The 22510-nt window shown below is 72.2% G+C and carries 17 protein-coding genes; 8 read left to right on the top strand and 9 right to left on the bottom strand.

Features of this window, described 5'->3' with window-relative positions; genetic code table 11:
* Positions 1–10: 10 nt before the first annotated feature.
* The 3 genes from ACZ6D7_RS43110 to ACZ6D7_RS43100 form a co-directional block, all read right to left on the bottom strand.
* On the bottom strand, positions 11–1786 hold the full coding sequence (locus ACZ6D7_RS43110) for a serine/threonine-protein kinase (RefSeq protein ID WP_469503295.1): 1776 nt from the start codon (positions 1784–1786) through the stop codon (positions 11–13).
* A 190-nt stretch (positions 1787–1976) separates the two neighbouring features.
* On the bottom strand, positions 1977–4667 hold the full coding sequence (locus ACZ6D7_RS43105) for a protein kinase (RefSeq protein ID WP_469503293.1): 2691 nt from the start codon (positions 4665–4667) through the stop codon (positions 1977–1979).
* Between the two features lie 186 nt (positions 4668–4853).
* Positions 4854–7031: a serine/threonine-protein kinase gene (locus ACZ6D7_RS43100; protein ID WP_469503291.1), complete on the bottom strand. Its 2178-nt coding sequence runs from the start codon at positions 7029–7031 to the stop codon at positions 4854–4856.
* A 432-nt stretch (positions 7032–7463) separates the two neighbouring features.
* Between ACZ6D7_RS43100 and ACZ6D7_RS43095 the strand changes: the two genes are divergently transcribed.
* Positions 7464–8468, top strand: a complete 1005-nt coding sequence (locus ACZ6D7_RS43095) for a serine hydrolase domain-containing protein (protein ID WP_469503323.1) — start codon at positions 7464–7466, stop codon at positions 8466–8468.
* Between the two features lie 227 nt (positions 8469–8695).
* On the opposite strand, the gene ACZ6D7_RS43090 is transcribed toward ACZ6D7_RS43095, so the two are convergent.
* Complete coding sequence (locus tag ACZ6D7_RS43090) at positions 8696–10402, bottom strand: glycerol-3-phosphate dehydrogenase/oxidase (protein ID WP_469503287.1); 1707 nt, start codon at positions 10400–10402, stop codon at positions 8696–8698.
* Between the two features lie 320 nt (positions 10403–10722).
* Here ACZ6D7_RS43090 and ACZ6D7_RS43085 point away from each other — a divergent pair, with 320 nt between their 5' ends.
* Both ACZ6D7_RS43085 and ACZ6D7_RS43080 read left to right on the top strand, forming a co-directional pair.
* Entirely contained in the window at positions 10723–11931 is a 1209-nt protein-coding gene (locus tag ACZ6D7_RS43085; protein ID WP_469503284.1) for a nucleotide sugar dehydrogenase, read from the top strand.
* 140 nt (positions 11932–12071) lie between these two features.
* Positions 12072–12689 carry a hypothetical protein gene (locus ACZ6D7_RS43080; RefSeq protein WP_469503281.1) on the top strand — a complete coding sequence of 206 codons (618 nt, stop codon included), beginning with the start codon at positions 12072–12074 and terminating at the stop codon, positions 12687–12689.
* A gap of 78 nt (positions 12690–12767) precedes the next feature.
* Here the strand turns inward: ACZ6D7_RS43080 and ACZ6D7_RS43075 are convergent, their stop codons facing one another.
* The 4 genes from ACZ6D7_RS43075 to ACZ6D7_RS43060 all read right to left on the bottom strand — a co-directional run bounded on the left by ACZ6D7_RS43075 (position 12768) and on the right by ACZ6D7_RS43060 (position 17286).
* Entirely contained in the window at positions 12768–13892 is a 1125-nt protein-coding gene (locus ACZ6D7_RS43075) for a GuaB3 family IMP dehydrogenase-related protein (protein WP_469503279.1), read from the bottom strand.
* Positions 13893–14008: 116 nt separating this feature from the next.
* A complete protein-coding gene (gene guaB, locus ACZ6D7_RS43070; protein ID WP_469503276.1) occupies positions 14009–15517 on the bottom strand; it encodes an IMP dehydrogenase in 1509 nt (502 codons plus the stop codon).
* A gap of 165 nt (positions 15518–15682) precedes the next feature.
* The gene (locus ACZ6D7_RS43065; protein ID WP_469503274.1) at positions 15683–16270 is read right to left on the bottom strand and encodes a sigma-70 family RNA polymerase sigma factor; all 588 of its coding nucleotides are present in this window, start codon (positions 16268–16270) and stop codon (positions 15683–15685) included.
* A gap of 404 nt (positions 16271–16674) precedes the next feature.
* Entirely contained in the window at positions 16675–17286 is a 612-nt protein-coding gene (locus ACZ6D7_RS43060; protein WP_003948568.1) for a response regulator transcription factor, read from the bottom strand.
* 379 nt (positions 17287–17665) lie between these two features.
* Between ACZ6D7_RS43060 and ACZ6D7_RS43055 the strand changes: the two genes are divergently transcribed.
* Positions 17666–17995, top strand: coding sequence for a WhiB family transcriptional regulator (locus ACZ6D7_RS43055; RefSeq protein ID WP_057584636.1), 330 nt, complete (start codon positions 17666–17668; stop codon positions 17993–17995).
* Between the two features lie 98 nt (positions 17996–18093).
* Here ACZ6D7_RS43055 and ACZ6D7_RS43050 read toward each other — a convergent pair whose 3' ends face one another.
* Positions 18094–18993, bottom strand: coding sequence for a LysR family transcriptional regulator (locus ACZ6D7_RS43050; RefSeq protein ID WP_469503272.1), 900 nt, complete (start codon positions 18991–18993; stop codon positions 18094–18096).
* Between the two features lie 80 nt (positions 18994–19073).
* Between ACZ6D7_RS43050 and ACZ6D7_RS43045 the strand changes: the two genes are divergently transcribed.
* From ACZ6D7_RS43045 to ACZ6D7_RS43030, 4 genes are all read left to right on the top strand, one after another.
* Complete coding sequence (locus tag ACZ6D7_RS43045) at positions 19074–19742, top strand: MOSC domain-containing protein (RefSeq protein ID WP_469503269.1); 669 nt, start codon at positions 19074–19076, stop codon at positions 19740–19742.
* A gap of 156 nt (positions 19743–19898) precedes the next feature.
* The gene (locus tag ACZ6D7_RS43040; RefSeq protein WP_469503267.1) at positions 19899–20672 is read left to right on the top strand and encodes an SDR family NAD(P)-dependent oxidoreductase; all 774 of its coding nucleotides are present in this window, start codon (positions 19899–19901) and stop codon (positions 20670–20672) included.
* Between the two features lie 113 nt (positions 20673–20785).
* Positions 20786–21493: an ester cyclase gene (locus ACZ6D7_RS43035; RefSeq protein WP_469503264.1), complete on the top strand. Its 708-nt coding sequence runs from the start codon at positions 20786–20788 to the stop codon at positions 21491–21493.
* A 268-nt stretch (positions 21494–21761) separates the two neighbouring features.
* The gene (locus tag ACZ6D7_RS43030; RefSeq protein ID WP_469503262.1) at positions 21762–22484 is read left to right on the top strand and encodes a DUF4352 domain-containing protein; all 723 of its coding nucleotides are present in this window, start codon (positions 21762–21764) and stop codon (positions 22482–22484) included.
* Positions 22485–22510: the final 26 nt, after the last annotated feature.

Raw genomic sequence — 22510 nt, 5'->3', positions numbered from 1 at the left:
CCAACCCCGGTCAGGAGGCGCCCGGTTCCCGCCAGCTCCGGAGCACGGACTTGAACTGTTCCGCGGTCGTCGCCCAGTCCTTCGCCGGGGACGACATGTAGATCACGTACTCCGTGCCGTCGCGGGAGATGTACGTCTCCTCGATCGCCCGGCGCGGCCCGGGGAACTCCGTGTCCTTCTCCAGCGCGGTCCACGTGTACTCCCACTCGGAGCCCTGGCGGTCGCGGTAGACGTTCTTCTCCAGGGTGACCGTCTCGTAGTCGACCAGCCGCTGGAGCTGCTGCTCGAGGTCCTTCTGGTGGGCGTACGGGTCGTCGAAGTCGGGCGAGGAGTCGACGGCGATCCGGACGAAGTGCTCGCCGCCGTCGGGTGTGTAGTCGATCTGCTTGAGGTCGCCGTCGTCCTGGTACACCTCCCGCTGCCAGCCCTTGGGCAGCGAGAGCCCGAAGCCGAGCGGGTCGGTGACCGGCACCCAGGAGTCCGCGGCGCCCGGCTCGCCGGGGGTGCCGGTGGTGGAGGCGCTCGGCGAGGTGGCGGCGGAGGTGGACCCCTCGGCCGGTGTCCCGAACCCGTCGAACTGCTGGAGGAACACCGCCGTTCCGCCGCCGACCAGCGCGGCCACGGCGACCACGAGCGCCAGGGTGCGCAGTCTGCGGCGGCGCGAGGGGCGCGCGGGGGCGTGCGGGCCGATGTGCGTGGGCGCGTGCGCCGGGTCCTGGGTGGTGGTGTGCGCGGGGCCGACGACCGTCGGACCGTTGGGGGCGGAGGTCGCCGTCTCGGGGGCGTACGGGGTCCCGCCACCGTGGGAGGCGTACGCGGTCCCCGTGCCGTCGGACGCGTACGGCGTTCCCGCGCCGGTGGAGCCGTACGCCGTTCCCGTGCCGGTGGAGCCGTACGGCGTCCCCGTGCCGTTCGTCGCTCCGTCCGGGCCGCCGAACTGGGTCGGCACGAAGGCCTGCGCCCCCCTCGGGGCGCGGCCCTCCGCCGCCTCGGCGAGGAGCTGTTCGGCCTCACTGGTGCCGGGGCGGGTGGCCGGGTCCTTGCGGAGCAGGGCGGCGATGACGGGGCCGAGCGGGCCGGCGTTCCGCGGCTCGACGGCCTCCTCCTCGACCACGGCCTGGAGCGTGGACAGCGGCGAGGTCCGCCGGAAGGGCGAGCGCCCCTCCACCGCCGTGTACAGCGTCGCGCCGAGCGCCCACAGGTCGGAGGACGGGCCGGGGTCCTGCCCGCGCACCCGCTCGGGGGCCAGGTAGTCGACCGAGCCGACGACCTCGCCGGTCCGGGTGATGGTGTTGTCGCCCTCGATCTGGGCGATGCCGAAGTCGGTGAGGAGCACGCGGCCGTCGTCGGAGAGGAGCACGTTGCCCGGCTTGACGTCGCGGTGCAGGACGCCGGCGGTGTGCGCGGCGCGCAGGGCGCGCAGCACCCACAGGCCGACCCGGGCCGCCTCGGCGGGCTCGACCCGTCCGTCCTCCTTGACCGCGTCGGCCAGCGAGCGGCCCTCGACCAGCTCCATCACGATCCACGGGCGGCCGTCGTGTTCCAGCACGTCGTGCACGGTGACCACGGCGGAGTGGTTGATCCGCGCGGCCGCGCGGGCCTCCGCCCGGGTGCGTGCGAGCAGCCGCTCCCGGTCGCTCTCGGAGACGTAGAGAGCGGCGGTCAGCTCCTTGATCGCGACGGCCCGGTGCAGCAGTTCGTCGTGCGCGCGCCACACACGGCCCATGCCGCCGCTGCCGATGGCGTCGGCCAGCCGGTAGCGGCCCGCGACGAGCAGGCCCTGCATCTGATTCACGTTGCCCCGCAATGCTCTTGACAGGGTCAGCGTAAGGATCGGGCGGCAACCGGGGAACCATCGGGGTCCCAAGGAGACCGCACTGTGACGGTTGTCGCTTCTGCCACTTACCGGGAACCAATGGGGCGGATGGGTTCAGCCGGTGTGCTGGATGCGGCTCAGCCGGTGTGCTGGATGCGGCTCAGCCGGTGTACTGGTAACTGGCCGCCGCCTGCTCGTAGAGCCGCGTCACCTCGTCCCGCTCCGCCTCCGGACCGCGGACCTGTACGACGTGGTAACGCCCGTCGATGAGGATCGCCACGTTGCGCACATACAGCTCACGGCCGCCATCGCTCCAGGTGAACTGGCCCTCGGCCATGGTCCGCGTGCCCACCGTCGTCGTGCGCAGCCCGGAGGCCGTCGCCCAGCTGGAGTCGCGGTACGGCTGGAGCTCGCTCTCCTTCTCCCGCTGGTACACCATCGGGTCGCTGCCGTTCGCGGACGCGCTGTCCCGGCCGGGTACGACGATCAGCTCGAAGTCGCCGTGCGCGTACACGACCTGGCCGCGCCCGTTCTTCGGCGTGCGGTCCCAGCCGTTGGCGACGGCGACCTGGAAACCGGCCTCGTCCTCGCGGACGGTGAACCCGTCCGCCACGTCGGAGCCGGACTCCGTCGGTGCGCCGTCGTCGGGCGACGCCGACGAGCCGCTCCCGGAGCCCGGCGTGGTCTGGTCGGGCCGGGGTTCGCTGCTCGCCTCGGGCGCCTGGCCGGCCGGTGGGGCGGACGCCCCGGCCGGCTGGGTGGCGCCGGTCCCGGCCGCCCCGTCCTCGTCGGTCCTGGGCATGAACAGCAGGGCGTACGCGATCGCCGCGGCCAGCGCCAGCAGTATGAACAGCAACAGCGTGCGGCCGAGGCTGCGCGGCGAACCGCCGGTCTCCCGCCGGGCCCGCTTGTGCCGCCCGTGCGCGCCGGCCGCGGGCAGCCCGGCGCGCCGCCTGCGCACCAGCTCGCCCTTGCGGCGCACGATCGGCAGTCGGCTGGGATCGGCGGGCGGCGCGGCGACGACGTACGTCCCCGCCTCCGCCTCCGGTGCCGACCGCACCAGCGAGCGCAGCCAGCCGCGCAGCTCCTCGAAGTCGAGCCGCTCGGTAGGGTCCTGGCGCAGCAGCGACTCCACGACCGGCCGCAGCGGACCGCACTCCTCGGCGAAGGCGGGCGGCTCGGCGCACACCATCTGCACCAGCTCGGCCGTGGACTCCTCCGGGTAGGGCGCATGCCCTTGGACGGCCCTGAAGAGCAGCGCGCCGAGCGCCCACAGGTCGGTCGCGGGACCGATCGGGGCGGCCAGCTGCCAGTTCTCGTGCACCGGACCGGCCTGCTCCGGCGCCCAGCGCTCGGTGACCGGCCCGACCACGGCCATCCGCGCCTGCCGCGCCCGCTCGGCGGCGAGGGCGGTGGCGGGGCCTCGCCGGGGGGACGCGCCGGGCGCGGAGGGGGGCACGGGGGCGACGGAAACCTCGGGAGCCACGGGAACGCCAGTGGACGCTCCGGCCGCGACCAGGTCGTCCCAGCGGGTGCCGGGGGGTGCTTCGGCGGGTGCCGGGGCGGGGGCGGAGGCGGGCGAGTACCCCGCCCGGCCCGGCGCGCCTCGTACGCCGTACGGGTCGGCGATCTGGCCGGGGGGCGTGCCGGGGGCGCCGTAGGGGGCGGTGCCGTACGGGGCGGCGACAGTGCCGGGAGGCGTACCGCCCGGGCCGGTGCCGGGCGTCCCGTACGGCGACGGGGTCACCGCTCCCGCTCCGTTGTCGCTGTCGGCCGGGGTACGGGCCCCGGGCAGGGCCGCCCGCCCGTTCTGCTGGGCCTCCTGGACCCGGGCTGCGGCCCGCGCCCCCGCACGGTACGCGGCGATCGCACCGGCCCGCGCGGCACGGATGTCATCGCCGCTCTCCACGGCCGCCCTGCGGGCCACCGCTCCCGACGGCCCGCCCGCGCTCGGCTGCTCCCCCACGGGCCCCGGCAGCCCGCCGGCCGCCCGCGCCTCGATGGCGGCACGCCGAGCGGCCTCGGGATCCACCGAGCCACCGACACCGCCGGTCCCGCCCGGACCGCCCACAGCGCCGATCGCGGGGCCCGAGGCGGGACCTGCCGTGAGGCCGGGCCGGGGACCCGCGGGACCGCCAGCTCCGGGCACCGGCACGGAACCCCGCCCCACGGCCCCGGGCGCGTCGCCCTCCTCCACCGGCACCGGGTCGTACCCGCACAGCGCCTCTTCCGCGGCGCCGACCGCCAGCCCGGTCAGCATGACCCGTCCGTCGTCGCAGACCATGACCGTGCGCGCGGTGATGTTCCGGTGCACCCAGCCGTGCGCGTGCAGCACCCGCAGCGCCATGAGCACGTCGGAGGCGACCTCGGCCGCCCGGTACGGCGTCAGCGGCTGCTCGGCGAGCAGTGCGGCGAGCGGCCGCGCGGCCACCAGTTCACTCACTATCCACAGCGAACCGCCCTCGGCGAACACGTCGAAGACCTGGTCCAGCCGGGGATGGTCGGGAATGCTCGCGGCGGCCTGTGCCGCCTCGACGGCGCGCCGTACGACGGGATCGGCGGGCCTGCGCGGCCCCGCGCCGGCTCCCGGGCGGGCACCCGGCCGCCCCGCCGCGCGCTCACGCGCCGTGAACCCCGCGGGCAGCCCCTCCGCGTCGAGCACCTCGGCCTCGACGACCTCCGGCAACGGCACCTGCCGGACCAGGACTTCCTGTCCGCTGTAGGTGTCAAAGGCGCGTGTCTCGGTGAGTTCGTACTCGTCCGACGGCGGCAGCGGCAGGCGGTAGCGGTCGGCGAGCACCCGACCCGCGTAGTCGTCCACATTGCCTCCCCCGGCCACCTGGTCGGTCACATCCGTTCGTCCTGCGCGCCGTTCCAGCCGTAGTCGGCCGTATTGGACCGCATTCGGCCGTATCCAGCCGTACCGCTGGACGCGTACGGTCCGCAGCCACTCACGATACGTGCCGGAGGCAAGCCCAGAGAGGGGATGCCCAGATATCCCGCTTCGAACGCGGCCCGAACACCCCCTGAACCGCTGCTACTTCTTCGGCGTGAAGGTGTCCGTCAGTGTCTTCCAGGTGGACTCCCGCAGGTCGGACCCCCACTGGGCGGCCTTCGCCGTGTACATCAGCGCGTACCCCTGGCTGTCGCTGACGACGAACCCGCGGTCGATGGTGCGGTACTTGGTGCCGCTCTCCTGGTAGGTGAACTCCCAGTCGGCCGTGTTCCAGCCGCGGTAGTCCACCGCCTCTATTCGGATCTTCTTGTACTGCGAGCGCGTCATGTAGCGCTCCTGGTTCTTCCAGTCGGCGACAGGGTCGTCCTTGGGCGTGGTCGTCCAGGCGACGAGCAGCCGCTGCCCGTCGGGACCGGCGAACCGGTCTCCCGCGGAGTCCGAGGACTGGAACTTCCACCCCGTGGGCAGCCCGATGGAGTACCCCTGGCCGCCCTTGTGGGTCGACGCGGCCTGGCTCTCCTCGGTGGCGGAGACGTCCGACCCGGCGCCGCCGGCCGTGGTGGCGCCGCCGCTGGGCGTGGTGCCGGTGGTGGCGGAGTCCGAAGCGGATCCGTCGGCGCCGGTCCCGCCGTTCTCGTCCTCCTTGGTGTCGGCGCTCGCGCTGCCGCTGGCCACCGTCTTGGTGCCGCCGCTCCCCGAGCCGCCCGCGTTGTCGTCGTCACCGCCGCCGTACATGAGGCCCAGCACGGTGCCGAGCACCGCCAGCGCCACGACCACGGCGATGATGACCAGCGTCCGCTTGGGCACGACGTCGGTCAGCGGCGCCCTCGGGACCGGCCGCGGCGGCAGATCCGGCGGTGTCATCACGGGCCACCCGGAACTCCGCCCACCGGTACCACCGGTACCAAGGTCGGCCCCGGCGGCCCCAGCGGCAGCGGAACCAGAACCGGAGCCGGAGACGGAACCAGAGCCGGAACCAGGACGGGCACCGGAGCCCGCCGCGGACCCGGCCGAAGGCGTAGCCGCGTTCGAAGCCGCGCTCGAAGGCATGGCCGAGGTCGTCGCCGAGGGCGAGGCCGCACCCTGGGCCTTGCCCAAGGACGCGGGCGCCGACGCGGGCGACGAGGACGCCGCCGTGGACGACGTACCCGCCCCACCGACACCCCGCCGCGTCTCGTCCGTCCCCACGGAAGCGGAAGTCGCCGTGCCGTTCCCCGACTTGTTCCGGGACGCGGCCGCGGTGGTGGCCGCGCCCGCCGCGACGGCGGCCTTGCGCACGGAACGCAGCGCCCCGCGCAGCTTCACGCCCGCCTCGCCGACCGAACTCCCCCGGCCCTCGGAGCCACCCGGCTGCGCCGGCAGCGGCACGACCTTCGTCGCGTCCGCCGGCTCGGCGTCCTTGGGGTCGGGCGCGTGGAGCACGTCGTTGAGCTTCGCCCGCGCACCCGCGTCGTCGAGCCGCCGCGCCGGGTCCTTGGTGAGCAGCCCGTAGATGACGTCCCTCAGCGGACCCGCGTTCTTGGGCTCCTCCAGCGGTTCGGTCATCACCGCGGTGAGCGTCGCGATGGCGGAACCCTTGTCGTAGGGGGGCGAGCCCTCGACCGACGCGTACAGCAGCCCGCCGAGCGACCACAGGTCGGCCGCCGGTCCCGGCTTGTGCCCGCGGGCCCGCTCCGGGGAGATGTAGGAGGGCGCGCCGACGAGCATGCCGGTGGAGGTGATGGACGGGTCGCCCTCGACCTGGGCGATGCCGAAGTCGGTGAGCACGACCCGGCCGTCCTCGGCGATGAGCACGTTGGACGGCTTCACGTCACGGTGCAGGATGCCCTCGCGGTGCGCCGAGCGCAGCACGTCGAGGATGGCGAGCCCGACCTCGGCCGCGCGCCTCGGCTCCAGCACGCCGTCCTCGCGGATGACCTCGGCGAGGGACTTGCCCTCGACGAGTTCCATCACGATCCACGGCCGGTCGTCCTCGTCGACCACGTCGAAGACCGTGACCGCGCTGTTGTTGCGGATCCGCGCGATGGCCTTGGCCTCGCGCAGCGTCCGTGTGATCAGTCGGCGCTTCTCGTCGTCGTCGATGTTCCCCGGGAACCGCAGCTCCTTGACGGCGACCGTGCGCCCGAGGGTCTCGTCCTCGGCTCGCCACACCGTCCCCATGCCGCCGCGGCCGAGTACGTCTCCCAGCCGGTACCGCCCGGCGAGGAGACGTGCGCTCTTGTCCTGACGGGATGTCCCCGCCCGCTCCGCCTCCGACATGCGTCCCCTCATGCAACCCGCCCTGACAGAGCCTCCATTGTCCCTCACCCGACAAGTGCCCGACGCCCAGGGTGCCCCTCACCGCACCCCAGGAGGGGAGCATTCCGGCCAGAAGGTGCAGCACACTCCGGCCAGCCCACCTCGGACCCGGTCTCGGGCCCGGTCTCAGGCACTGCCTCACACCCAACTCGGCCCCACACCTGGCCACCGCGCACCCCAGCCGCGGACCCCGCCCCAGCCCACCGTCAGCCCCCGCCCAGCACTCGGCCAGCACCCGGCTCAGCCCAGCGTCAGCACCCGCCTCGGCCCACCATCAGCCCCCGCCGCGGCCCCGCGTGAAGTCCGCGCCGGGTCGCCCTGCATGATGGCCCGGCCAGGAGAGGAGAGCCCGTGCCGCCACCACTGCGGAGCCTGCTGACCACGCCCGTGGCCATGGTCCTCCTCGGCCTGACCACGACCGGGTCCCAGGCCACCACGGTCCCGCCCACGGACACCCTCGTCCCCCTGCTCGTCAGCCAGGGCGGCGCCCCCGCCGCGGCTCTGCTGGCCCGTGAGGAGGCCGGCACCCGCTACGCCGAGGCGGGGCCGGGCATCTCCCGGGCCGACCACTTCCGGGCCGGCAGCATCACCAAAACCTTCCTCGCGACCGTGGTGCTCCAATTGGCCGCCGAACACCGGCTGTCCCTGTCCGACACGGTGGAGACGCACCTGCCCGGCCTGGTGCGCGGAGCCGGCAACGACGGGCGCGCGCTGACCCTTCGTTCCCTGCTCAACCACACCAGCGGCCTGTACGACTTCACCCGGGACACCGGGGGCACCACGCCCGTGACTCCCCGTCAAGCCGTCCGAATCGCACTCACCCACCCTCCGGCCGACCGCGGCCGATTCGCCTACTCCAACACCAACTACGTCCTGCTCGGCCTGGTCGTCGAACAGGTCACCGGCCGCTCGTACGCCACGGAGGCCGAGCGGCGCGTGATCGCTCCGCTGGGTCTGACCGGTACCTCCTTTCCCGGATCCCGCACCGAACTCCCGACGCCGCACGGCCGCGCCTACGACACGGACGGAAGCGATGCCACCGTGCTCGACCCGCGGGTGGCCGGGGCCGCGGGCGAGCTGGTGACCACGCTCGCCGACCTGGACCGCTTCTACGCGGCACTGCTCGGCGGTGAGCTGCTGCCCGCACGACAGCTGCGGGAGATGCTCGACACCCGTGCCGCACAAGGCTCGTACGGCATGGGGCTGTTCCCCACGAGGCTTCCGTGCGGCGTCACGGTGTGGGGGCACAACGGCCGGATCTCGGGCAGTTACGTACGCACCGCGGTCACCCTCGACGGCCGGCGTGTCCTCACGTTTCGGGTGAACACGACGGCGATGGCGGACCCCGGCCTCGAACCGGCCCTGCTCGCCGCCGAGTTCTGCCCTCGCACCCCTTAGAACGAGCCGGTTCCGAACGGAGATCCCGGTTCACGACACTCGTTCGAGTGACGCTGGCGCTGTGACTCTGTGACGCCGTGACGCCGTGACGCCGTGACGCCGTGACGTCGTAACGGAGTCACGCACTCCCGCACCCAGGCACCCAAGCACTCCCGTACCCAGGGCACCCAGGAACCCAGGGCACCCAGGAACCCAGACGCACGCACACGCACCCACCGATCAACCGGCTACAACGGCACGATGTCCGGCGCCCCCAACCGCGCCGCGTCCGCCGTCAGGTCGTCCGGCTGGAGCTGGGATTCGCGCTCCGCCTCCACCCGCTTCTCGTAGTGCTGGACCTCGCGCTCGACTTGGTCCTTGTCCCAGCCCAGCACCGAAGCCATCAGCTCGGCCGCCTCCCGGGCGCTGCGCGTCCCCCGGTCGAAGGTCTCGATGGAGATACGGGTGCGCCGGGTCAGCACGTCGTCGAGATGGCGGGCGCCCTCGTGCGAGGCGGCGTACACGATCTCGGCGCGCAGATAGTCGTCGGCGGCCTGCATCGGCTCGCCCAGCGACGGGTCCGCGGCGATGAGATCGAGCAACTCCTCCGCCATCGAGCCGAACCGGTTCAGCAGATGCTCCACCCGGACCACGTGCAGTCCGGTCCGCGCGGCGATCCGCGCTCGCGCGTTCCACAGCGCGTGGTAGCCCTCCGCGCCCAGCAGCGGCACGTCCTCCGTGACGCACTCGGCGACCCGCTGGTCGAGCCCGCGCACCGCCTCGTCGACGGCGTCCTTGGCCATCACCCGGTAGGTCGTGTACTTGCCGCCCGCGACCACGACCAGCCCGGGCACGGGGTGGGCCACGGTGTGCTCGCGCGACAGCTTGCTGGTGGCGTCCGACTCACCGGCCAGCAGCGGCCGCAGGCCGGCGTACACGCCCTCGACGTCGTCCCTGGTCAGCGGTACCGCGAGCACCGAGTTCACATGTTCCAGCAGATAGTCGATATCGGCGCTGGAGACGGCCGGGTGGGCCTTGTCGAGGTCCCAGCCGGTGTCGGTCGTACCGACGATCCAGTGCCGGCCCCAGGGGATGACGAACAGCACGGACTTCTCGGTGCGCAGGATCAGCCCGGTGGAGGAGCTGATGCGGTCCCTCGGCACGACGAGGTGGATGCCCTTGGAGGCGCGGACGTGGAACTGGCCGCGTTCCCCGACCATCGCCTGGGTGTCGTCGGTCCACACGCCGGTGGCGTTGACGATCTGCCGGGCGCGGACCTCGTACTCCCCGCCCGCCTCGACGTCCTGCACGCGTGCGCCGACGACCCGTTCGCCCTCGCGCAGGAACCCGGTCACGCGCGCGCGGTTGGCGGCCTGCGCGCCGTAGGACACCGCGGTGCGCACCATGGTGGCGACGTAACGGGCGTCGTCCATCTGAGCGTCGTAGTACTGCAACGCGCCGATCAGGGCGTCCTTCTTCAGAGCGGGGGCGATGCGCAGGGCGTGACGGCGGGTCAGGTGGCGGTGCGTCGGCAGGCCCCGGCCGTGGCCGCGGGCCATGGACATCGCGTCGTAGAGCGCGACGCCCGAGCCGGCGTACAGGCGCTCCCAGCCCTTGTGCTGGAGCGGATAGAGGAACGGCACGGGCTTCACCAGATGTGGAGCGAGCCGCTCCAGCAGCAGTCCGCGTTCCTTCAGGGCCTCGCGGACGAGGGCGAAGTCGAGCATCTCCAGATAGCGCAGGCCGCCGTGGATCAGCTTGCTGGATCTGCTCGACGTGCCCGAGGCCCAGTCGCGTGCCTCGACCAGGCCGGTGGACAGGCCGCGGGTCACGGCGTCGAGGGCGGTGCCCGCGCCGACCACACCGCCTCCCACGACCAGAATGTCCAGCTCGCGCTCGGCCATGGCCGCCAGTGACTCGGCTCGCCGCTCCGGCCCCAGTGTCGCTGTCCTCACCGCTGCCTCCCGCTGTCCGTCACGCGGCCGCACCCGTCAGGGCGAGGCCCGTCCCGTACCACCCCTGCCCAAATTCTGACCGTGTTGCCCCGCTTCAGCCACCACTCGCCCCCAGCCTGTGGACAACTCTCACGGAACCCCAGCGGGCCCGTCGGCAGACAAGCCGGTCAAAACCGCAGATCAAAACAGCAGATCAACACAGCCGATCAATCCCGCATAACGGTCATATTTACTCCTAGTCTGACATTGCGCTCGCCCGTCCTGTCCACAGGGCTTGCGCACCTGTCCCGCTTCGGTTATTGGGAAGGACGGCCCACGCCATGCCCGCAGATCTCGCCGTCATCGGACTCGGCCCGCTGGGCCTGCCCCTGGCCCAGGCCGCGGTGGCCACCGGCATCCCCACGCTCGGCTACCGGACCGGCCCCGAGGCGGGCTCCCTCAGCCCCGCCGAACTGCGCCGGATGCTCTCGGGGGGCTTCCGGCACGCCACCAACCCCGCCGAGCTGGGCCGGGTGCGCACCGCCGTCATCTGCGCCCCCACCCCGCGCGACGCGGACGGCGGGCTCGACCTCGGCCAGGTGGAGGCGGCCGCCCGCACCCTGGGCGCCCGGCTGCGCCCGCACACCACCGTCATCCTGGAGTCGCCCGTGTACCCCGGGACGACGGAGGACCTGCTGCGGCCGCTACTGGAGGAGGCGTCCGGTCTGCGCGCGGGCCGCGACTTCCACTTGGCGTACTCCCCCAGCCGGGTCGACCCGGGCAGCCGCGCCTTCACGCCGGCCAACACGCCGAAGGTCATCGGCGGGCTGACCCCCGCCTGCACCGAGTCGGCAGCCGCGTTCTACGGACGGCTCACCGACAAGGTGGTACGCGCGCGTGGCCTGCGGGAGGCCGAGACCGTGCAGCTCCTGGAGACCAACTTCCGCCATGTGAACATGGCGCTGGTCAACGAGATGGCCGTCCTCTGCCACGACCTGGGCGTCGACCTGTGGGACGTCGTCCGCTGCGCGGAGACCAAGCCGTTCGGGTTCCACGCCTTCCGCCCCGGACCCGGCGTCGGCGGCCACTCCGTCCCCCTGGACCGCACCGGCCAGCCCGGCAGCCCGCTGCGCATGGTGGAACTCGCCCAGCAGGTCAACAGCCGGATGCCGCGGTACGTCGTCCAGCGCGCCGCCGCGCTCCTCAACGAGCACGGCAAGTCGGCCCGCGGCGCCCGTGTGCTGCTGCTCGGCGTCACCTACAAGCCCGACCTCGCCGACCGGCAGGGCACCCCCGCGCACGAGATCGCGATCCGGCTGATGGAGCTGGGCGCCTCCGTCAGCTACCACGACCCGCACGTCCCGTCCTGGAGCGTGCTGGACCGCCCGGTCCCGCGCGCCGACTCGCTCTACGAGGCGGCGGCCGACGCCGACCTGACGATCCTGCTCCAGCAGCACCGCACGTACGACCTCCAAGGTCTCTCCGTGAAGGCCCAGTTGCTGCTGGACACCCGGGGAGCCACTCCCACGGGGGCCGCGCACCGGCTCTGAGCGTGCGAGATCCCCGGAAAATCGCGGATGAAGAGGGCGGCGATGCCCTGCTACTCTGCGGCGACTTCTCGCACACGCGTGCGTGGACACCACCGCTCAGTCGCCGCTCTCTTTCGCTCGTCCCGTGGGGGGATCCTGTCATGACCGAGTCAACTCCGCCGCCGTCCCCGTCCCAGCCGCAGCCGCAGCCCGTCGACGGCAACCCGTACGCCCAGCCGGCCCCGGACGCCCAGCCGCCCGCGGGCGCCACCGCGGCCCCGTACCCCGCGCCGGCCGCCGGCGGGAACCCCTTCGCCCAGCAGCCGGGCGCCGTCCCGGCGGGCGCGGTGCCCCCGCCCTACCCGGCCGCGCCGCGCCAGGGCAACGTCGCCCTGGGCATCCTCACCGCCGTCGTGGTGGCCCTGGTCACCGCCGGTATCTACGGCGGCATCGTGGGCACCACCAAGTACGAGATCGGCTACGCGGCCGTCGGCGTCGGCTTCCTCGTCGGCCTCGCGGCCGGCAAGGTCGGCGGCGCCAACCCGGTGCTGCCCGTCGTGAGCGCGGTGCTCTCCCTGGGCGCGGTCTACCTGGGCCAGATCATCGGCATCGCCCTGATCATGGCCGACCTCGCCGGGGTCTCCGCGACCACCGTCTTCACCGAGCACTTCGGCCTGATCACCGAGGCCTGGAGCGAGGACGCCGACCCGCTGACCTTCGTCTTCCTCGCGATCGGCGCGTTCGCCGCGTTCTCCGGCGCGAAGAAGGCCGCGGCGTAACACCCACCCACGGCACACACGCGTGAGGGCCCGTCCGTTCCCACGGACGGGCCCTCACGCGTGTGCGTGCCGACGCCCCTAGCGGCGGTGCACCGAGTCCGCGACCGTCACCTCGACGCGCTGGAACTCCTTCAGCTCGCTGTAGCCGGTGGTGGACATGGCGCGACGCAGGGCGCCGAAGAAGTTCATCGAGCCGTCCGGGGTGTGGGACGGACCGGTGAGGACCTCCTCGATGGTGCCGACCGTGCCGAGGTCGACCTTCTTGCCGCGCGGCAGCTCCTCGTTGACTGCCTCCATGCCCCAGTGGTGGCCCCTGCCCGGCGCGTCGGTCGCGCGCGCGAGGGGCGAGCCCATCATCACCGAGTCGGCACCGCAGGCGATGGCCTTGGGCAGGTCGCCGGACCAGCCGACACCGCCGTCCGCGATCACGTGCACGTACCGGCCGCCGGACTCGTCCATGTAGTCGCGGCGGGCCGCCGCCACGTCCGCGACGGCCGTGGCCATCGGGACCTGGATGCCGAGCACGTTGCGCGTGGTGTGCGCGGCGCCGCCGCCGAAGCCGACCAGGACGCCCGCCGCGCCGGTGCGCATCAGGTGCAGGGCGGCCGTGTAGGTGGCGCAGCCGCCGACGATCACCGGGACGTCCAGCTCGTAGATGAACTGCTTCAGGTTCAGCGGCTCGTGCGAGCCCGAGACGTGCTCCGCCGAGACCGTCGTACCGCGGATGACGAAGATGTCCACGCCGGCGTCGACCACGGCCTTGGAGAACTGGGCCGTGCGCTGCGGGGAGAGCGCGGCCGCCGTGACCACGCCGGCGTCGCGCACCTCCTTCAGGCGTGCGCCGATCAGCTCCTCCTTGATGGGAGCGGCGTAGATCTCCTGGAGGCGGCGGGTCGCGGTGTCCGCGTCCAGCCCGGCGATCTCGTCGAGCAGCGGCTGCGGGTCCTCGTAGCGCGTCCACAGGCCCTCGAGGTTCAGGACGCCGAGGCCGCCGAGTTCGCCGATGCGGATCGCGGTGGCCGGGGAGACGACCGAGTCCATGGGGGCGGCCAGGAAGGGCAGCTCGAAGCGGTAGGCGTCGATCTGCCAGGCGATCGAGACCTCCTTCGGGTCCCGCGTACGGCGGCTGGGGACGACGGCGATGTCGTCGAAGGCGTACGCCCGGCGGCCGCGCTTGCCGCGCCCGATCTCGATCTCAGTCACGTGTGTGGCCTTTCCCTGATGCGTTCAGCGTCTTCCAGTATCGCCGACGGGCACGACAAGGGCGGCCCCGGTGCGTTCCGGGGCCGCCCTCGTGGTGCTTCACGCGCGCGTACGGCTCACTTGTGGCGGCTGTAGTTCGGCGCCTCGACGGTCATCTGGATGTCGTGCGGGTGGGACTCCTTCAGACCCGCCGAGGTGATCCGGACGAACTGGCCGTTGGCCTGGAGCTCCGGCACGGTCCGGCCGCCGACGTAGAACATCGACTGGCGCAGGCCGCCGACCAGCTGGTGGACGACCGAGGAGAGCGGGCCGCGGTAGGGCACCTGGCCCTCGATGCCCTCGGGGATCAGCTGCTCGTCGGAGGCGACGCCCTCCTGGAAATAGCGGTCCTTGGAGAACGACTTGCGCTCGCCGCGGGTCTGCATCGCGCCCAGCGAGCCCATGCCGCGGTACGACTTGAACTGCTTGCCGTTGATGAACAGCAGCTCGCCCGGGGACTCCTCGCAGCCGGCGAGCAGCGAGCCCAGCATCACGGTGTCGGCGCCCGCGACGAGGGCCTTGGCGATGTCACCGGAGTACTGGAGGCCACCGTCGCCGATGACCGGGACACCGGCCTCCCGGGCGGCCAGCGAGGCCTCGTAGATGGCGGTGACCTGCGGGACGCCGATGCCGGCGACCACCCGGGTCGTACAGATGGAGCCCGGACCGACACCGACCTTGATGGCGTCCGCGCCGGCGTCGACGAGGGACTGGGCGCCGTCACGCGTGGCGACGTTGCCGCCGATCACGTCCACGCCGGAGGAGTTCGACTTGATCTTGGCGATCATGTCGCCGACCAGGCGGGAGTGGCCGTGCGCGGTGTCGACGACGATGAAGTCGACGCCCGCCTCGATCAGGGCCTGGGCGCGCTCGAAGGCGTCACCGGCCACGCCGACCGCGGCGCCGACCAGCAGACGGCCCTTGGCGTCCTTGGCGGCGTTCGGGTACTTCTCGGCCTTGACGAAGTCCTTGACCGTGATCAGGCCCTTGAGGACACCCTCGTCGTCGACCAGCGGAAGCTTCTCGATCTTGTGCTTGCGCAGCAGCTCCATGGCCTCGACGCCGGAGATGCCGACCTTGCCGGTGACCAGCGGCATCGGCGTCATGACCTCGCGCACCCGGCGGGTGCGGTCCGTCTCGAAGGCCATGTCACGGTTGGTGACGATGCCGAGCAGCTTCTTGCCGGCGTCGGTGACCGGGACGCCGCTGATGCGGAACTTGGCGCAGATCGCGTCGGCCTCGCCGAGCGTGGCGTCCGGGTGGACGGTGATCGGGTTGGCCACCATGCCGGACTCGGAGCGCTTCACCAGGTCGACCTGGTTGGCCTGGTCCTCGATGGAGAGGTTGCGGTGCAGAACGCCGACGCCGCCCTGGCGGGCCATCGCGATCGCCATGCGCGACTCGGTGACCTTGTCCATGGCGGCGGAGAGCAGCGGGATGTTCACCCGCACGTTCTTGGAGACGTACGAGGCGGTGTCGATCTCGTCGGGAGCCATGTCCGACGGGCCCGGCAGCAGCAGCACGTCGTCGTAGGTCAGCCCGAGGGTTGCGAATTTACCGGGCACTCCGTCGACGTTGGCAGTCATGACACCTTCCCCAAATGGCCTTGATCGGTGCGGATGTCCATGCTAACGGGAAGTGCACCCCCCGAATTCCACGGTCCGACACCCTTCCGGGCTTCGTATGTTCATACGGAATCGGCGGTCGTTCTTCTCGGAAAGCGCCGAAACCGAAGGCAGCCGGGGGCTCCTCTACTGCTCGGCGAGCGCGCGCAGCCGGCTCAGCGCACGGTGCTGGGCGACCCGGACCGCTCCGGGTGACATTCCCAACATCTGTCCGGTCTCCTCGGCCGTCAGGCCCACCGCGATGCGCAGCAGGAGCAGCTCCCGCTGGTTCTCGGGCAGGTTGGCCAGCAGTTTCTTGGCCCACTCGGCATCGCTGCTGAGCAGGGCGCGTTCCTCGGGGCCGAGGGAGTCGTCGGGGCGCTCCGGCATCTCGTCCGAGGGGACCGCCGTGGAGCCGGGGTGGCGCATGGCGGCCCGCTGGAGGTCGGCGACCTTGTGGGCGGCGATGGCGAAGACGAAGGCCTCGAAGGGCCTGCCCGTGTCCCGGTAGCGGGGCAGGGCGAGGAGAACCGCCACGCAGACCTCCTGGGCGAGGTCCTCCACGAAGTGGCGCGCGTCTCCGGGCAGCCGGGACAGCCGGGTGCGGCAGTAACGCAGCGCCAGCGGATGGACGTGGGCGAGCAGGTCGTGTGTGGCCTGCTCGTCGCCGTCCACTGCGCGGTGGACGAGTGCCCCGATGGTGCCCACGGTGGTGACCGCCTCGTCGTCGCGCATCGGTCCATGGTGCACTGCGGCACTTTCGTCCGCGGCACCGTGCCCGTCGTTGTGCACCGAAGCGTTATGAGCAGGTGCGCCGGAAGTCATCCCCTGCGCCCTCCGCTTCCGCTCGACCGACTCGTTCCCGAGGAACTCCACACCTCAAGGATGCGGCATCCGCGGCGAAACGAGCAGCGGGCATCCGACGCGGCCCCGCGCCACCCCCGCCCGCCGCACGGCAGGCGGGGTTCTCCCCCGAGCCTTCGACCCCGCCTGAGCAGGGAGGTTCACTCATACCCCCGCTCCCTCCGCTGAGTGACCGACGGCACCCCCGACACCGGCCCGGTCCACCGGACGGCCGAGCGGTGCGCCGCCCGCGCGCCGGTCCGGGACCGCGGGGGCCCGGACCGTGGGGACGGGTCCTAACGGACCAGCCCCCACCGGAAGCCGAGCGCCACGGCGTGCGCGCGGTCCGAGGCGCCGAGCTTCTTGAACAGGCGTCGGGCGTGTGTCTTGACGGTGTCCTCGGAGAGGAACAGCTCACGGCCGATCTCCGCGTTGGAGCGGCCGTGGCTCATGCCCTCGAGCACCTGGATCTCACGCGCGGTGAGCGTGGGCGCGGCGCCCATCTCGGCCGAGCGCAGCCGGCGGGGCGCCAGGCGCCAGGTCGGGTCGGCGAGGGCCTGGGTGACGGTCGCGCGCAGCTCCGCGCGCGAGGCGTCCTTGTGCAGATAGCCGCGGGCGCCGGCGGCGACCGCGAGGGCCACGCCGTCGAGGTCCTCGGCGACCGTGAGCATGATGATGCGGGCCCCGGGGTCGGCGGAGAGCAGCCGCCGTACGGTCTCGACGCCGCCCAGTCCGGGCATGCGTACGTCCATCAGGATGAGGTCCGAGCGGTCGGCACCCCAGCGGCGGAGGACTTCCTCGCCGTTGGCCGCCGTCGTCACGCGCTCGACGCCGGGCACGGTCGCGACCGCGCGGCGGAGCGCCTCTCGGGCAAGCGGGGAGTCGTCGCAGACGAGGACGGATGTCATGGCCGCCCTCCGCAGCTGATGCGCGTCACCTTGTGCCTCCAGGCTGGTACGAAATCGTCACCTGTGCGGTCGACCGTCTCGGACGCCTGCCCGAGCGTTTGTGTTTTCAACCGCCTCGCACTCTCAACGACGGTCACTCGAAAGAGTTACGGGGCTACGTGCACTCTTCGGCACTCTACGTGAGGGGGCGGACACGGTGGAGGCAGCCGCGCGGACCCTCAATCTTTCATCACAACCCATGCCCCATTTGGCGCCATTTCTTCCCTTTAGCTGGTGTCTGAGGCTAGATTCGCAATGAGTCATATTTTCATCTCCTTAGATCGTAGTTGTACGGTCGTGGGCACCGTATCCGCTCAGAACGGCTACAAGGGGTCACGCAATGGCAGATTTCTCCCGCCTTCCCGGACCGAACGCGGACCTGTGGGACTGGCAGCTCCTGGCCGCCTGCCGCGGGGTGGACAGCTCGCTCTTCTTCCATCCGGAGGGCGAGCGCGGGGCGGCTCGGAGCGCTCGAGAGAACTCGGCCAAGGAGGTCTGCATGAGGTGCCCGGTCCGCGCGCAGTGCGCGGCACACGCGTTGGCGGTCCGCGAGCCGTACGGCGTGTGGGGCGGTTTGACCGAGGACGAGCGTGAGGAGCTGATGGGACGGGCGCGCAACCGTCTGGTGTCGGCGTCGTCGGGCGCGAGAGACACCGCCTCGAACACATGAAGGAACGTTTCTGCACGCTCCTGTGAGGGCTGCGGAGTTCCTGAGAACGGCGGGCACACGCGCGTGCCCGCCGTTTTCTATGTCCGGCCGGGCCCCGGTCAGGGGCGCGCGGCCGCCCGCTCCAGCTGTTCCAGCGTCGCCGCCACCGCCGGCACCTGGGCCAGGTCGGGCAGGGTCAGCGCGACGATCTCCCGCCGGACCGCCGGTTCCAGCCGCACCGCGCGTGCGCCACGGGGCCGTACGGACTCGATGGCGAGCTGGGGCAGGACGGCCACGCCGAGGCCGGCGCCCACCAGGCCGACCACCGCCGGGTAGTCGTCCGTGGCGAAGTCGATACGGGGCGTGAAGCCCGCGCGTTCGCACACCTCCACCAGCTGGCCGCGGCAGCGCGGGCAGCCCGCGATCCACGGTTCGGCGGCGAGTTCGCCGATGGCGACGGTCTCCGCGCGCGCGAGCCGGTGCCGCTCGGGGACGAGCGCGACCAGACGGTCCGCCAGCAGCGGCCGTACGACCAGGTCCTCCCACTCGGCGGCGGCGCCCGCGCGCGGGTAGTGGAAGGCGAGCGCGACATCGCAGTCGCCGTTGCGCAGGGTGTCGACCGACTCGGGCGGTTCGGCCTCCTCCAGGGAGACGCGGGTGCCCGGGTGCGCGGCGCGCAGGGCGGCCAGCGCGGTGGGGACCAGGGTGGAGCTGCCGCTGGGGAAGGAGACGAGGCGGACCCGGCCGGCGCGCAGTCCGGCGATGGCGGCGACCTCCTCCTCGGCGGCGGTGAGCCCGGAGAGGATGCCGACCGCGTGCCGTACGAGGGCCTCGCCGGCCTGGGTCAACCGCATCTCACGGCCGCTGCGCACCAGCAGGGGCGTGCCGACCGACGCCTCCAGGGCCTTCATCTGCTGGCTGACGGCCGGCTGGGTGCAGCCCAGCTCGCGCCCGGCGGCCGAGAACGAGCCGGTGGCGGCGACGGCGCGCAGCACACGGAGATGACGGGCCTCGATCATTCTCCGAGCATAAGCCCAGCTTGGGTACGGCGTCGAAAAATGCGTCGACACTTTGATCAGCGGTCCCGTACCGTGCCGTTATGAGGCTTCTGTCAGTCAACCTGGGGCGCCCGAAGGCCGTGCCCTACACCGACAACCCGCAGGGCGTGACCGGCATCGACAAGCGGCCGGCCGAGGGGCCGGTACGGGTCGCGGCGCCCGGCCCCAAGGGCGTCGCGGGCAGCGGTCTCGCCGGGGACGCGGTGTGCCACCTGCGCCATCACGGCGGCGACGACCAGGCGGTGTACGCCGTCGCGCGCGAGGACCTCGACGACTGGGAGCGCGAACTGGGGCGCCCGCTGGGCAACGGCGCGTTCGGCGAGAACCTCACCACCACGGGGCTGGACGTCTCGGGGGCGCGGATCGGCGAGCGCTGGCGGATAGGTCCGGAGGTGGTGCTGGAGGTGACCTCCGGACGGATCCCGTGCCGCACCTTCCAGGGGCACGTGGGCGAGAAGGGCTGGGTCAGACGGTTCACCGCGAAGGCGGCGACGGGCGCGTACCTGCGGGTGATCGCGCCGGGCGAGATCCGCGCGGGGGACGCGATCGAGATCGTCCACGTCCCGGAGCACGAGGTGACGGCCCGGATGGAGTTCCAGGCCACCACCACCCACCGCGAGCTGCTGCCCCGGCTGCTGGCGGCGGGCGAGGCCCTGCACCCCGAGGCTCGGGCCGCGGCCCGTAAGTACGTGGAGCGGTACGGCGGCTGAGCGACCGTCAGGGCGACTGGGCGCGGACGGCCTTCGCCGAGCCATGGCGGGGGCCGCGGCGCGCGCGTCGCGACGGGGCCGCCCACGTCGCCTTCACCTTCGGGAGGGCGCGTGCAGAGAACGGACGCGCGCAGTCCGGGTCACTAACCTTCTGCCATGACAACGGCTCTCATTACGGGTTCGACCGCGGGAATCGGCGCCGCGTTCGCGCGCAGACTGGCGGCGGACGGGCACGATCTCGTCCTCGTGGCACGGGACACCAAGCGGCTGCGCGAGCAGGCGACCGAACTGCACGACCGGCACGGCATCGAGGCGAAGGTGCTCACCGCCGACCTCGCCACCGACGCCGGCATCGACGCGGTGGCCGCCCGGCTCGGCGACCGCAAGAACCCCGTCGACCTGCTGATCAACAACGCGGGCTTCGGCAACAAGGGCCACTATCTCGACGTGTCCATGGCCGACGAGCTGAAGATGCTCAAGGTGCACTGCGAGGCGGTGCTGCGGCTGACCTCGGCCGCGGCCGAGGCGATGCGGGAGCGCGGGCGCGGCGGTGTGGTCAACGTGGCCTCGGTGGCCGCGTTCGTGCCGCGCGGGACGTACGGGGCGTCGAAGGCGTGGGTCGTGCAGTTCACGCAGGGCGCGGCGCGGGACCTGGCGGGCAGCGGGGTGCGGCTGATGGCGCTGTGCCCGGGGTTCGTGCGCACGGAGTTCCACGAGCGGGCCGGGATGGGCACGGACAACATCCCCGGCTGGATGTGGCTGGACGCGGACAAGCTGGTGGCGGCGGCGCTGGCGGACCTGGCGCGCGGCAAGTCGCTGTCGATCCCCGATCCGCGGTACAAGGCGCTGATGGGGCTGGTGAAGGTGACGCCGCGGTCGCTGCTGGGCGGGATCTCCTCGAAGACCGGCCGTAAGTACGGGCCCCAGTAGCGGCTTCTGCGCAGCTTGCACCGCGGCTTCTGCCGCTGATGGGTGACGTCGGCGCTCCGGTGGGAAGATGGGCGTGTCAGAACACCGGACCCAGGGGGACCGGAGGCGGCGTCATGACGTTCGTACAGCTCATCGATTGCAGGACCAGTCGGTTCGACGAGATGGACCGGCTGATGGACACATGGGTCGAGCAGACCAAGGGGAAGCGGACGGCGACGCACGCGGTGGTCGGAAAGGACCGCTCGGACTCGTCGCACTTCATCGAGATCGTGGAGTTCCCCTCGTACGAGGAAGCGATGCGGAACTCGAACCTGCCGGAGACCGACAAGGTCTTCCGGGAGCTGGTGGCGCTGTGCGACGAGATGCCGACGTTCACGGATCTCGACGTCGTACGGGACGAGAAGCTGTACGCGGCGACCGCGCGGCGGTTCTACGAGACAGTGGCCACCCGGGGCGAGCTGCCACCGCTCGACGACCTGTTCGCCGAGAGCTACCACGACCACGATCCGTCCAGGGAGCAGGACGCGATCGGCATGGACGCGATGCGGCGCGAGGTCGAGATGTGGCGCGGCGGCTTCGAGATGACGTTCACCATCGAGGACCAGCTCTCCGAGGACGACCGCGTCTGCACCCGCTGGACCTGCAACGCCACGCACAGCGGCGACTTCATGGGCATCGCGGCCACCGGACGGAAGGTCGCCATGACGGGGACGACCGTTTTCCGGTTCAACGAGGACGGCAAGATCGCCGAGGGCTGGTGGCAGTACGACCGGCTCGGACTGATGGCGCAGCTGGGGGCGCTGGACGCGCTGGAGGCCTGAGCCCCTCGATCCACTCACCGCCCGCGAAGGGAGAAGCCCCCGTTCCGCACCGGGACGGGGGCTTCTTCGCGCAGCCCCCGGTACGGACCTTCATAACGGCCCGCCACCAGACGTACGGCTGCCGCTTCCTGGCCGGGTCCCGGCTGCGTGGCACTCGACGTGCGGGGCTCGGCCGGTGGGCAGATCATGGAGTCAGCCCCACCGGTCCGCAGCCTCCCGAGGAGGACCGATACGCCGCCTTTCCCTCTTACTTCTCGCCGGGCTGACCGTGACAGCCGTCAGCTGCTCCACCGAGAAGACGGTCACCACCTCTCCCGAGAGCAGCTCCGCCGAATCCGGTACCTCCGCCGCACGAGCCCCGTCCTCCCCGGCGGCATCGGCGACAGTGCCGTCCCAGGGCACCGCGGCCGTCGGGGACGCTCTCGGCATCCGGGGTCTGGAGGACGGCAAGTCGATCGCCGTCACCGTCGTGAAGGTCGTGGACCCCGCCCATGCCGCGGACGAGTTCTCGTCCCCGGATCCCGGAAAGCGCTTCGTGGCCGTTCAGTTCCGGTTGAGGAACACCGGCACAGACGTCTACTCGGACTCCCCCGGAAACGGGGCGCGGCTGGTGGACCCGCAGGGGCAGCAGTTCGACTCGAGCTACGAGGACACCGCGGCCGGCCCGGGCTTCCCCGGAAGCATCGCGCTCGCCCCCGGCGACACCGGCCTGGGCTTCGTGACGTTCGAGGTGCCGGTCGACTCGAAGGTGAACAAGGTGCAGTTCACGATGAACAGCGGCTTCGCGGACGACACGGGCCATGGGACGTCGCCCGCTGACCATCTCCAACGGTCGGTGTCCTGCGTGGTGATCCCGGACGCGGGCCGTTGCGCCGTCGCAGGTCCGTCGTGCCATATCGGGTGCCTGGACGGCCAGCGGATCGTGAGCAGTTCCACTGATGGTGTGACCCGATGCCGGATCCGCAAGTCGACACGCCGAGAGAGCCTCTAGCGTCTCGTCCGGTGAAGGACAGCGAC

It is taken from the genome of Streptomyces sp. NPDC041784, assembly GCF_055591025.1.
This window is presented reverse-complemented; position numbering and strand designations above follow the sequence as displayed.